The sequence below is a fragment of the Streptomyces sp. V3I8 genome (genome assembly GCF_030817535.1).
Taxonomy (GTDB): domain Bacteria; phylum Actinomycetota; class Actinomycetes; order Streptomycetales; family Streptomycetaceae; genus Streptomyces.
This window is the reverse complement of sequence record NZ_JAUSZL010000002.1, coordinates 2,916,256-2,928,441: the sequence shown is the minus strand read 5'-3', so window position 1 is coordinate 2,928,441 and position 12,186 is coordinate 2,916,256. Positions and strand designations below refer to the sequence as shown.

The 12,186-nt window shown below is 69.8% G+C and carries 13 protein-coding genes; all 13 read left to right on the top strand.

The window, feature by feature from the left end:
- The first annotated feature begins 287 nt into the window (after window positions 1-287).
- The 13 genes from rpmE (at window position 288) to atpA (ending at window position 12,185) form a co-directional block, all read left to right on the top strand.
- A complete protein-coding gene (gene rpmE, locus QFZ75_RS12725) occupies window positions 288-509 on the top strand; it encodes a 50S ribosomal protein L31 (RefSeq protein WP_010984345.1) in 222 nt (73 codons plus the stop codon).
- A gap of 187 nt (window positions 510-696) precedes the next feature.
- The gene (gene prfA, locus QFZ75_RS12720; protein WP_307536549.1) at window positions 697-1,773 is read left to right on the top strand and encodes a peptide chain release factor 1; all 1,077 of its coding nucleotides are present in this window, start codon (window positions 697-699) and stop codon (window positions 1,771-1,773) included.
- A gap of 65 nt (window positions 1,774-1,838) precedes the next feature.
- Window positions 1,839-2,684, top strand: a complete 846-nt coding sequence (gene prmC, locus QFZ75_RS12715; RefSeq protein ID WP_307536548.1) for a peptide chain release factor N(5)-glutamine methyltransferase — start codon at window positions 1,839-1,841, stop codon at window positions 2,682-2,684.
- Between the two features lie 99 nt (window positions 2,685-2,783).
- Complete coding sequence (locus tag QFZ75_RS12710) at window positions 2,784-3,431, top strand: L-threonylcarbamoyladenylate synthase (RefSeq protein ID WP_307536545.1); 648 nt, start codon at window positions 2,784-2,786, stop codon at window positions 3,429-3,431.
- Window positions 3,428-4,108: a protein-tyrosine-phosphatase gene (locus tag QFZ75_RS12705; protein ID WP_373465855.1), complete on the top strand. Its 681-nt coding sequence runs from the start codon at window positions 3,428-3,430 to the stop codon at window positions 4,106-4,108. Before QFZ75_RS12710 ends, QFZ75_RS12705 begins: the two co-directional genes overlap by 4 nt.
- Window positions 4,109-4,211: 103 nt before the next feature.
- Window positions 4,212-5,468 (top strand): serine hydroxymethyltransferase, encoded by a 1,257-nt coding sequence (glyA, locus tag QFZ75_RS12700; RefSeq protein ID WP_307536544.1) that lies wholly within the window; start codon window positions 4,212-4,214, stop codon window positions 5,466-5,468.
- 126 nt (window positions 5,469-5,594) lie between these two features.
- Window positions 5,595-6,938: an MraY family glycosyltransferase gene (locus QFZ75_RS12695; protein WP_307536542.1), complete on the top strand. Its 1,344-nt coding sequence runs from the start codon at window positions 5,595-5,597 to the stop codon at window positions 6,936-6,938.
- Window positions 6,939-7,236: 298 nt separating this feature from the next.
- A complete protein-coding gene (locus QFZ75_RS12690; RefSeq protein ID WP_307536540.1) occupies window positions 7,237-7,674 on the top strand; it encodes a hypothetical protein in 438 nt (145 codons plus the stop codon).
- A 225-nt stretch (window positions 7,675-7,899) separates the two neighbouring features.
- Complete coding sequence (gene atpB, locus QFZ75_RS12685) at window positions 7,900-8,721, top strand: F0F1 ATP synthase subunit A (protein WP_307536538.1); 822 nt, start codon at window positions 7,900-7,902, stop codon at window positions 8,719-8,721.
- 74 nt (window positions 8,722-8,795) lie between these two features.
- Window positions 8,796-9,032 (top strand): ATP synthase subunit C, encoded by a 237-nt coding sequence (locus tag QFZ75_RS12680; RefSeq protein ID WP_019060721.1) that lies wholly within the window; start codon window positions 8,796-8,798, stop codon window positions 9,030-9,032.
- A gap of 42 nt (window positions 9,033-9,074) precedes the next feature.
- Window positions 9,075-9,629: a F0F1 ATP synthase subunit B gene (locus tag QFZ75_RS12675; protein ID WP_307536535.1), complete on the top strand. Its 555-nt coding sequence runs from the start codon at window positions 9,075-9,077 to the stop codon at window positions 9,627-9,629.
- Window positions 9,626-10,441 carry a F0F1 ATP synthase subunit delta gene (locus QFZ75_RS12670; protein WP_307536532.1) on the top strand — a complete coding sequence of 272 codons (816 nt, stop codon included), beginning with the start codon at window positions 9,626-9,628 and terminating at the stop codon, window positions 10,439-10,441. The genes QFZ75_RS12675 and QFZ75_RS12670 overlap by 4 nt, the downstream gene beginning before the upstream one ends.
- A 151-nt stretch (window positions 10,442-10,592) precedes the next feature.
- Window positions 10,593-12,185: a F0F1 ATP synthase subunit alpha gene (atpA, locus tag QFZ75_RS12665; protein WP_307536531.1), complete on the top strand. Its 1,593-nt coding sequence runs from the start codon at window positions 10,593-10,595 to the stop codon at window positions 12,183-12,185.
- The last annotated feature ends 1 nt before the right edge of the window (window position 12,186 follow it).

The following is a 12,186-nucleotide window of genomic DNA, read 5'->3' as shown; positions in this document are numbered from 1 at the left end:
TCGTACCGCGGATGCGGATGCGGGTGCGGGTGCGTCGTGGCTGGTCGCGCAGTTCCCCGCGCCCCTGACGGGGCGCGGTCCCTGGGGCTGACGGGACGCGGTCCCTGCGTCTGACGGGGTGCGGCTCCTGTGCCTGACGGGGGGCGGTTCCGGGGCCGGGAATAGGCGGGGGTCTTCCTCGGTTTGGGGAGATGGCACCAGTCCTGGCAGACTGGACAGTCGGCCCCGGTTCACGCCCCCGCATCCCGCGGCAGCGACCCGGAGCCCTCCCGAAACTAGGAGACACCTTGAAGCGCGACATCCACCCCGAGTACGTCGAGACGCAGGTCAGCTGCACCTGTGGCGCGTCGTTCACCACCCGCAGCACGATCTCCAGCGGCACCGTCCGCGCCGAGGTCTGCTCCGAGTGCCACCCGTTCTACACGGGCAAGCAGAAGATCCTCGACACCGGTGGCCGCGTGGCCCGCTTCGAGGCCCGCTTCGGCAAGGCCGCGGCCGCCAAGAAGTAGCGACCTCACAGCGCCGGTCTCCGTCGCCTCCGACCAGGGGGTGCCGGGACCGGCGCTTTGCGGTGCAGCACTTCCCCGCAGCAGCCCCCTCCCCGGCTCTCGTCTTCGATCGAGCGGGGAACCCCCACGCCGTACCTACGCCCCCGGACCCGCGACGGTGCCGGGCGGCAGTCCATTGGAGCCGGAGATGTTCGAGGCGGTCGAGGAACTGATCGGCGAGCACGCCGATCTGGAGAAGAAGCTCGCTGACCCGTCGGTCCACGCCGACCAGGCCAACGCGCGCAAGCTCAACAAGCGCTATGCGGAGCTGACCCCGATCGTCGCGACGTACCGCTCCTGGAAGCAGACCGGGGACGACATCGGGACGGCGAAGGAGTTCGCCGTCGACGACCCCGACTTCGCCGCGGAGGTCAAGGACCTGGAGAAGCAGCGCGAGGAGCTCACCGAGAAGCTCCGGCTGCTGCTCGTCCCGCGCGACCCCAGCGACGACAAGGACGTCATCCTCGAGGTCAAGGCGGGCGCGGGCGGCGACGAGTCGGCGCTGTTCGCCGGCGACCTGCTGCGCATGTACCTGCGGTACGCCGAGCGCGTCGGCTGGAAGACCGAGATCATCGACGCCACCGAGTCCGAGCTGGGCGGCTACAAGGACGTCCAGGTCGCCGTGAAGACCAAGGGCGGCCAGGGCGCCACCGAGCCCGGCCAGGGCGTCTGGGCGCGCCTGAAGTACGAGGGCGGGGTGCACCGCGTGCAGCGGGTGCCCTCGACCGAGTCGCAGGGCCGTATCCACACCTCCGCCGCCGGTGTGCTGGTCACGCCCGAGGCCGAGGAGGTCGACGTCGAGATCCACGCGAACGACCTGCGGATCGACGTCTACCGTTCCTCCGGGCCGGGCGGCCAGTCCGTCAACACCACCGACTCCGCGGTGCGCATCACCCACGTTCCCACCGGAGTCGTCGCCTCCTGCCAGAACGAGAAGAGCCAGCTGCAGAACAAGGAGCAGGCGATGCGTATCCTGCGCTCCAGGCTCCTCGCCGCGGCGCAGGAGGAGGCGGAGAGCAAGGCCGCGGACGCCCGCCGCAGCCAGGTCCGCACCGTGGACCGCTCCGAGAAGATCCGTACCTACAACTTCCCGGAGAACCGCATCTCGGACCACCGCGTCGGCTTCAAGTCGTACAACCTGGACCAGGTCCTCGACGGTGACCTCGACGCGGTGATCCAGGCATGCGTGGACGCCGACTCGGCGGCCAAGCTCGCCGCGGCCTGAGGCACGTACCCGCACGGCCGTACCACCCATCCGTACGACGGACAACAGCTCAGCCCGGAGGACGCGTGAACCTGCTGCTCGCGGAAGTGGCCCAGGCCACCCAGCGGCTGGCCGACGCCGGCGTGCCCTCGCCGCGCAACGACGCCGAGGAGCTCGCCGCGTTCGTGCACGGCGTGAAACGGGGCGAGCTGCACACCGTCGAGGACACGGACTTCGACGCCCGGTACTGGGAGGTGACCGCGCGCCGCGAGGCGCGCGAGCCGCTCCAGCACATCACCGGACGGGCCTACTTCCGCTACCTGGAACTGCAGGTCGGGCCGGGTGTCTTCGTGCCCCGGCCGGAGACCGAGTCCGTGGTCGGCTGGGCCATAGACGCCGTCCGCGCGATGGACGTCGTGGAGCCGCTCATCGTCGACCTGTGCACCGGCTCGGGCGCCATCGCGCTCGCCCTCGCCCAGGAGGTGCCGCGCTCGCGCGTGCACGCCGTGGAGCTGTCCGAGGACGCCCTGCGGTGGACCCGCAAGAACGTCGAGGGGTCACGGGTCGACCTGCGCCAGGGGAACGCCCTGGACGCCTTCCCGGACCTCGACGGCCAGGTGGACCTCGTCATCACCAACCCGCCGTACATCCCGCTCACGGAATGGGAGTACGTCGCTCCGGAGGCCCGGGACTACGATCCCGAACTCTCCCTGTTCTCGGGGGAGGACGGCCTCGACCTGATCCGCGGTCTGGAGCGCACCGCGCACCGGCTGCTGCGTCCCGGCGGTGTCGTCGTCGTCGAGCACGCCGACACCCAGGGCGGTCAGGTGCCGTGGATCTTCACCGAGGAGCGGGGCTGGGCGGATGCCGCCGACCACCCCGACCTCAACAACCGGCCGCGGTTCGCCACCGCCCGCAGGGCGATGCCATGACCGCGGCGACCCCCCGCGCCGACGTGGACGACGTGGACGACGTAGAAACCGTTAGGCACGCGGCCGACGGGGCCCGTGTGCTCGAGGAGGCTTGCTGACATGGCACGGCGATACGACACCAACGACGCGACCGACCGTACGACGGGTCTGCGCGAGGCCGCGTCCGCCGTGCGCCGGGGCGAGCTCGTCGTGCTGCCGACCGACACCGTGTACGGGATCGGCGCCGACGCGTTCAGCTCGGAGGCCGTGTCCGACCTGCTGGACGCCAAGGGCCGCGGCCGTAACATGCCCACGCCCGTCCTCATCGGCTCCCCGAACACGCTGCACGGCCTGGTCACGGACTTCTCCGAGATGGCCTGGGAGCTCGTCGACGCCTTCTGGCCCGGTGCGCTGACCCTCGTGGCCAAGCACCAGCCGTCCCTCCAGTGGGACCTCGGCGACACCCGCGGCACCGTCGCCGTGCGCATGCCGCTGCACCCGGTCGCCATCGAGCTGCTGACCGAGGTCGGCCCGATGGCCGTCTCCTCCGCGAACCTCACGGGACACCCGTCCCCCGAGGACTGCGACGCCGCCCAGGAGATGCTCGGGGACTCCGTCTCCGTGTACCTGGACGGCGGTCCGACCCCCGGCATCGTCCCGTCCTCGATCGTCGACGTTACGGGCAAGGTGCCGGTGCTGCTGCGGGCGGGGGCACTGTCCGCCGAGGAGCTGCGCAAGGTCGTACCCGACCTCGAGGTGGCGAATTGACAGCCCCTGACGCGGGGCGTGGCATAGGTACGGGTACGGGGAACACGGGAGCTTACGGCGACGGGGCCTTCGGCGACTCCTCCTTTCGCATCCTCCACGTCAGCACCGGCAACGTGTGCCGCTCGCCGATCACCGAGCGGCTGACCCGCCATGCCCTGGCGGACCGGCTCGGCGACCCCCTGTGGGGCGGCCTGATCGTGGAGAGCGCCGGTACCTGGGGGCACGAGGGCGCGCCCATGGAGGCCAACGCGGAGGCGGTCCTCGCGGACTTCGGCGCGGACGCCTCCGGCTTCGTGGGCCGCGAGCTGCTCGACGAGCACGTCATCCGGGCCGACCTGGTCCTCACCGCGACCCGCGACCACCGCGCCCAGGTCATCTCCATGGGCCATTCGGCGGGCCTGCGCACCTTCACGCTGAAGGAGTTCACCCGCCTGGTCCGGGCCATAGACCCCGCGACCCTGCCGCCCCTGGACGACGGCATGGTCGAACGCGCCCGGGCCCTGGTCCGCGCCGCGGCGGCCCTGCGCGGGTGGCTCCTGGCCCCCACGGCGGAGGCGGACGAGGTCTACGACCCGTACGGCGCCCCCCTGCCGTTCTTCCGCTCGGTGGGCGAGGAGATCAGCCAGGCGCTCGACCCGGTGGTTACGGCACTGACCGGGGCCCCGGCACGCACCTGAACGGGGTACGGGGCGCGCGCGGACCGGTGGCGACACCGGGCGCGGCAGGGGAGTCGGTCCTACATTGGATACAGCGTCCCCCCGCCGAGGTCCGGAGTCCGCCATGCCGGTCGCACACACGCTTGAAGGTCCGACGCCGGTCGACGACGTGCTCGGCCGGCAGGATCCCGAACTGGCCGAGATCGTCCTCGCGGAGCGGGAGCGCCAGACGACGACGCTGCAGCTGATCGCCGCCGAGAACTTCACCTCACCGGCCGTGCTGGCCGCGCTGAGCTCGCCGCTCGCCAACAAGTACGCCGAGGGGTACCCCGGCGCCCGGCACCACGGCGGCTGCGAACCGGCCGACGCCGCCGAGCGGCTCGCGGTGCTGCGCGCCAAGACCCTCTTCGGCGCCGAGCACGCCAACGTGCAGTCCCACTCCGGGAGTTCGGCCGTGCTGGCCGCGTACGCCGCCCTGCTGCGCCCCGGTGACACCGTGCTGGCGATGGGCCTGCCGCACGGCGGCCACCTCACCCACGGGTCACCCGCGAACTTCTCGGGGCGCTGGTTCGACTTCGTCGGGTACGGGCTCGACCCGGAGAGCGGCTTCATCGACTACGAGCAGGTCCGGGTGCTGGCCCGCACGCACCGGCCGAAGGCCGTCGTGTGCGGGTCCATCGCGTATCCCCGGCACATCGACCACGCGGTCTTCCGCGAGGTGGCGGACGAGGTCGGCGCGTACCTCATCGCGGACGCCGCCCACCCCATCGGCCTCGTCGCCGGGGGAGCGGCGCCCAGTCCGGTCCCGTACGCCGACATCGTGTGCGCGACCACGCACAAGGTGCTGCGCGGCCCGCGCGGCGGCATGCTGCTGTGCGGGAGCGAGCTGGCCGAGCGGGTGGACCGGGCGGTCTTCCCGTTCACCCAGGGCGGCGCGCAGATGCACACGGTCGCCGCCAAGGCCGTCGCGTTCGGCGAGGCGGCGACACCGGCGTTCGCGGCGTACGCCCATCAGGTGGTCGCCAACGCGCGGATGCTGGCGAAGAGTCTGGCCGCCGACGGGTTCGCGGTCACCACCGGCGGCACCGACACCCACCTGCTGACCGTCGACCCGTCGCCGCTCGGCGTGGACGGACGCGCCGCCCGCGGCCTGCTCGCCGCCGCCGGGATCGTCCTCGACACCTGCGCGCTGCCCCGTCCCGACGCGCGGGGACTGCGCCTGGGCACGGCCGCCGTCACCACGCAGGGCATGGGGGAGGACGAGATGGCGCGGATCGCGGTCCTGCTGGGCACGGCTCTGCGGGACGAGTCCGCGGGACGCCGGGTACGTGAAGAAGTGCGGGAGCTGACCGGGAGATTTCCGCCCTGTTCCGGCCGGTGAGGAGGAGGCGGGTGTAACGGCACGGCCACGCGTGCAACCATCGGCCCTACCCTGAAGTCCCCAACCGTATGCGCACGAAGCTAGGGTGTGGGGCTGAGATGGCCGGCGAGACCTGTGGGGAAGCCCGTGCGTGAATACCTCCTGACGCTCTGCATCACGGCCGCGGTGACGTACCTGCTGACAGGGCCGGTGCGGAAGTTCGCGATCGTGGCCGGAGCGATGCCGGAGATCCGGGCACGTGACGTGCACCGGGAACCCACCCCCCGCCTCGGCGGCATCGCGATGTTCTTCGGACTGTGCGCCGGATTGCTGGTCGCCGACCACCTGACGAACCTCAGCGTGGTCTTCGAGAACTCCAACGAGCCGCGGGCCCTGCTGTCCGGCGCCGCCCTGATCTGGCTGATCGGCGTCCTGGACGACAAGTTCGAGATCGACGCGCTCATCAAGCTCGGCGCCCAGATGATCGCCGCGGGCGTCATGGTCATGCAGGGTCTGACGATCCTGTGGCTGCCCATCCCGGGCGTCGGCTCGGTGTCGCTGACCCAGTGGCAGGGCACGCTGCTGACCGTCGCGCTCGTCGTGATCACCATCAACGCCGTGAACTTCGCCGACGGCCTCGACGGCCTCGCGGCGGGCATGGTGTGCATCGCCGCGACCGCGTTCTTCATGTACGGCTACCGCATCTGGTACGGCTACGGGCTGGAGTCCGCCGCCCCCGCCACCCTCTTCTCCGCGCTGCTGATGGGCATGTGCCTCGGCTTCCTGCCGCACAACATGCACCCGGCGCGCATCTTCATGGGCGACTCGGGGTCGATGCTGATCGGCCTGGTGCTGGCGGCCGGCGCCATCTCCATCACCGGGCAGGTCGACCCGGACGCGATGAACCTGTTCGCCGGGTCCGAGAAGGAGGCGGTGCACCAGACGGTGCCCGTCTACATCCCGCTGCTGCTGCCGCTGACGATCATCGCCGTGCCGGCGGCCGACCTGGTGCTCGCCATCGTGCGGCGCACCTGGCGCGGCCAGTCCCCGTTCGCGGCCGACCGGGGGCACCTGCACCACCGCCTGCTGGAGATCGGGCACTCGCACAGCCGGGCCGTGCTCATCATGTACTTCTGGTCGGCGCTGATCGCCTTCGGAGCCCTCGCCTACTCGGTGAACTCGGGGGCGATGTGGATCGTGCTCGGCATCATGGCGCTCAGCGCGGTGGGCCTGGTCCTGCTCCTGCTGCCGCGCTTCACCCCGCGCGCCCCGCGCTGGGCCGAGCACCTCGTGCCGCCCCGCTACCGCCGGCGCAAGGCGGTGGACCTGCCCGCGGAGGGCGCCGCCCCGTTCGCGGACGCGACGGGCGAGGGACCGCACGAGGGGACCGGGGACGGCGCCGGGGAGGCCGCCCAGGACGCGGGGGACCGCACTCCGGTCACTGTGGGTGTATCGGGAGCCAACGGGGCGACCGCCGTCGGCCGTCGTTGACGCAAGGTAAGAATCGAGCAAGAGCCGCCCCTCGGGCGGCTTTCCGAAAACACCCCATTACCAGACAAGTGGGCTTGGCGGGCGCACAGACGTGCATGTTCACCCTCATGTGTGACGCCGAGCACACCATCGAGGTAAAGACCTCATCAAATAGTTTGTGATACGGTTCACGAGAACCCAGGACAGCACCGAAGGACCGCAATGCGACGGTTCACCGGCGGTGAGGTTCTCTCGCTGTCCGGGACTACGCTCGTCCATGACGACACCTGCCCCCCTTGAGCAAAGCGGAGTTGCCGCCATGCCCTCCAATGACGTCCGGATCATTCTCCAGGCCGCTGTCCCCACAGCTGCCGTCGGCGCGGTCGCCGCCGTCGTCAGCGGTGTGGTCGCCGGTGGCAAGGGAGCGGTCGGGGCGGTCGTGGCGACGCTGGTCGTGCTCCTGTTCATGGGTATCGGGCTGTACGTCCTGCAGCGCGTCGCGGCATCACTCCCGCACCTCTTCCAGGGGATGGGGCTGATGCTCTACACGGCACAGATTCTTCTGCTGTTCATCTTCATGGCGACCTTCAAGAACACCACGCTGTTCAATCCCAGGGCGTTCGCCGCCACGCTTCTCGTCACCACGCTCGCGTGGATCGGCGCCCAGGCGCGTGCCCACATGAAGGCCAAGATCCTTTACGTCGAACCCGACTCCTCGAAGGGCGACGAGCCCGAAAGGACGGGGCACTCGTCGTGAGGGGTAGGGCCGGTATAAAGGCACGTTGGAGACCCTGCTATCGTCCGGTGCCAACTGCGGCATCGCGGGCGCGGGCATCCGAGCTGACGCCTGCCCCAGAGCGAGGCTCGATGCCCTCCTGCCGCCCCCACATCCGTAACACCAGTCCAGTGCCGAACCGCGGCTGTCCGCCGCGCCGACACAACGAGGTTGCCGTACCCATGCGCCACGCTGAAGGAGCCCGCGGTGAGTGCTGACCCGACGCAGGTGCTCGCCTTCGAGACCGACTGCCACATCTTCGACGGCTGTGGATTCCCGGCTCCCGGCCTGCACTCGTTCCTGTTCGAGCCCCTCGTGGGCGACGCGGACAGCAGTGTCTACTTCAACAAGACGATGTTGCTGGCGCTGCTCGGCTCCGTCATCATCATCGGTTTCTTCTGGGCCGCCTTCCGTAAGCCGCAGGTCGTCCCGGGGAAGCTGCAGATGGTGGCCGAGGCGGGCTACGACTTCATCCGACGAGGCGTCGTCTACGAGACGATCGGAAAGAAGGAGGGCGAGAAGTACGTTCCTCTCGTCGTCTCCCTCTTCTTCTTCGTCTGGATGATGAACCTCTGGTCCATCGTCCCGGTCGCCCAGTTCCCGGTGACGTCGATCATCTCGTACCCGCTGGTCCTGGCCCTGATCGTCTACGTGCTGTGGGTCTCGCTGACCTTCAAGCGGCACGGTTTCGTCGGCGCCTTCAAGAACATCACGGGTTACGACAAGTCGCTCGGCCCGGTGCTGCCGCTGGCCATGACCATCGAGTTCTTCTCGAACCTGCTGGTCCGGCCGTTCACCCACGCCGTGCGACTCTTCGCGAACATGTTCGCGGGCCACACCCTGCTCCTGCTCTTCACGATCGCGAGCTGGTACCTGCTCAACGGCGTCGGGATCGCCTACGCCGGCGTCTCGTTCGTGATGGTCATCGTGATGACCGCCTTCGAGCTCTTCATCCAGGCACTGCAGGCCTACGTCTTCGTGCTTCTGACCTGCACCTACATCCAGGGCGCGCTCGCCGAGCACCACTGAGCAGTCCACTCGTAAAACCCCTAAGCGTCCGGTGGCCAACCCCCGCCGGTCCGTACAGAGAAGGAAGAATCAGCATGGCTGCCACTGAGACCCTCGCCGCTGTCTCCGGCTCCCTCGGCTCCATCGGCTACGGCCTCGCCGCCATCGGCCCCGGCGTCGGCGTCGGCATCATCTTCGGCAACGGCACCCAGGCCCTTGCCCGCCAGCCCGAGGCCGCCGGCCTGATCCGCGCCAACCAGATCCTCGGCTTCGCCTTCTGTGAGGCACTCGCCCTCATCGGTCTGGTCATGCCGTTCGTCTACGGCAAGTGATCTGACGATCCACGACCAGCCGACTAGACGAAAGGCACTGACATGAGCCAGCTGCTCATTCTGGCGGCCGAGGAGGCGGAGAATCCTCTCATCCCGCCGATCCCCGAGCTCGTCATCGGCCTGATCGCCTTTGTCATCGTCTTCGGTTTTCTCGCCAAGAAGCTCCTCCCGAACATCAACAAGGTTCTGGAGCAGCGCCGCGAGGCCATCGAGGGCGGTATCGAGAAGGCCGAGGCCGCTCAGACCGAGGCTCAGAGCGTGCTCGAGCAGTACAAGGCTCAGCTCGCCGAAGCCCGGCACGAGGCCGCGCGTCTGCGCCAGGAGGCGCAGGAGCAGGGCGCCACGCTCATCGCCGAGATGCGCGCGGAAGGCCAGCGGCAGCGCGAGGAGATCGTCGCCGCGGGTCACGCCCAGATCGCGGCCGACCGCAAGGCCGCCGCGTCGGCGCTCCGCCAGGACGTGGGCCAGCTGGCCACCGAACTGGCCGGCAAGCTCGTCGGTGAGTCCCTCGAGGACCACGCCCGGCAGAGCCGCACGATCGACCGGTTCCTCGACGGTCTGGACGAAAGCGCTGCGAAGGCCGAGGCCACGCGATGAACGGAGCGAGCCGCGAGGCTTTGGCCGCCGCACGGGAGCGTCTCGACGCGTTGACGGACTCGACGTCCGTGGACGCGGCGCGGCTCGCCGACGAGCTGGCCGCCGTCACCGCGCTGCTCGACCGCGAGGTGTCGTTGCGTCGGGTCCTCACCGACCCGGCGCAGGCCGCCGAGGCGAAGGCCGAACTGGCCGGGCGCCTCCTCAGCGGCCAGGTCAGCGGCACCACCGCCGACCTGGTGGCCGGTCTGGTGCGTTCCCGCTGGTCACGCTCGCGCGACCTGGTCGACTCCGTCGAGGAGCTGGCCGACACCGCCGACCTCACGGCGGCGCAGCGCAGGGGCGCACTCGACGACGTCGAGGACGAGCTGTTCCGGTTCGGCCGGATCGTCTCTTCGAACACCGGACTGCGCGCCGCGCTGACCGACCGCGGCGCCACGACCGCCGCCAAGAGCGAGCTGCTGCGCAGCCTGCTCGGCGGCCGGGCGGACGCCGTCACCGAGCGACTGGTCACGCGCCTCGTGGCCGCGCCCCGGGGACGTAGCCTGGAGTCGGGACTCGAGTCCCTGTCCCAGCTCGCCGCCGGGCGCCGCAACCGCATGGTCGCGGTCGTCACCTCGGCGGTTCCGCTGAGCGACGTGCAGAAGCAGCGCCTCGGCGCCGCCCTCGCGAAGCTCTACGGCCACCCGATGCACCTCAACCTCGACGTGGACCCCGAGGTCCTCGGCGGGATCCGGGTGCAGGTCGGCGACGAGGTCATCAACGGCTCGATCGCGGACCGGCTCGAGGACGTCAGCCGCCGCATGGCGAGCTAGCGACAACACAGGACAACGCAGTACGCGTACAGAACCAAGCAGTACACCGCAGTGCTTACGGCCCTGGTTGGGCCGTGCAGAGGATTCCTGGGGGAACAACCCCAGACCCCCAAGAAAACTTCGGGCCCAACAAGGAGAGCAGGGAACCCAGATGGCGGAGCTCACGATCCGGCCGGAGGAGATCCGGGATGCGCTGGAGACCTTCGTCCAGTCGTACAAGCCGGACGCGGCCTCGCGCGAGGAGGTCGGTACGGTCACCCTTGCCGGCGACGGCATCGCGAAGGTCGAGGGCCTGCCCTCGGCCATGGCCAACGAACTGCTGAGGTTCGAGGACGGGACCCTCGGTCTCGCACTGAACCTGGAGGAGCGCGAGATCGGCGCGGTCGTCCTCGGCGAGTTCAGCGGCATCGAGGAGGGCCAGCCGGTCACCCGCACCGGAGAGGTCCTCTCCGTCGCGGTGGGCGAGGGCTACCTCGGCCGCGTGGTCGACCCGCTCGGCACCCCGATCGACGGTCTCGGCGAGATCGAGACGTCCGGACGCCGCGCGCTCGAACTGCAGGCCCCGGGCGTCATGGCCCGCAAGTCGGTCCACGAGCCGATGGAGACCGGCTACAAGGCCGTCGACGCGATGACCCCGATCGGCCGCGGCCAGCGTCAGCTGATCATCGGTGACCGGCAGACCGGCAAGACCGCTCTGGCCGTCGACACGATCATCAACCAGCGTGACAACTGGCGCACGGGCGACCCGAAGAAGCAGGTCCGCTGCGTCTACGTCGCCATCGGCCAGAAGGGCTCGACCATCGCCTCCGTGCGTGGCGCCCTCGAAGAGGCCGGCGCGCTGGAGTACACGACCATCGTCGCCGCCCCGGCGTCCGACCCGGCCGGCTTCAAGTACCTGGCGCCGTACACCGGTTCGGCCATCGGCCAGCAGTGGATGTACGAGGGCAAGCACGTCCTCATCATCTTCGACGACCTCTCGAAGCAGGCCGACGCCTACCGCGCCGTGTCCCTGCTGCTGCGCCGTCCGCCGGGGCGCGAGGCCTACCCCGGTGACGTCTTCTACCTGCACTCCCGTCTGCTCGAGCGCTGCGCGAAGCTCTCGGACGAGCTGGGCGCGGGCTCGATGACCGGTCTGCCGATCGTCGAGACGAAGGCCAACGACGTCTCGGCGTTCATCCCGACCAACGTCATCTCCATCACCGACGGCCAGTGCTTCCTGGAGTCGGACCTCTTCAACGCCGGTCAGCGCCCCGCGCTGAACGTCGGTATCTCCGTCTCCCGCGTCGGTGGTTCCGCTCAGCACAAGGCGATGAAGCAGGTCTCCGGCCGACTGCGCGTCGACCTCGCCCAGTTCCGTGAGCTGGAGGCGTTCGCCGCCTTCGGTTCCGACCTGGACGCCGCGTCGAAGTCGCAGCTGGACCGCGGTCAGCGGATGGTCGAGCTGCTCAAGCAGGCCCAGTACCAGCCGATGGCCACCGAGGACCAGGTCGTCTCCGTCTGGGCCGGCACCACCGGCAAGATGGACGACGTCCCGGTCAACGACATCCGTCGCTTCGAGAAGGAGCTCCTGGAGTACCTGCACCGCAAGGAGCAGGGCCTCATGACCTCCATCAAGGAGGGCGGCAAGATGTCGGACGACACCCTGCAGGCCATCGCCGACGCGATCACGGACTTCAAGAAGCAGTTCGAGACGTCGGACGGCAAGCTGCTCGGCGAGGACACCCCTGCCGCTGCGGGCAAGTGAC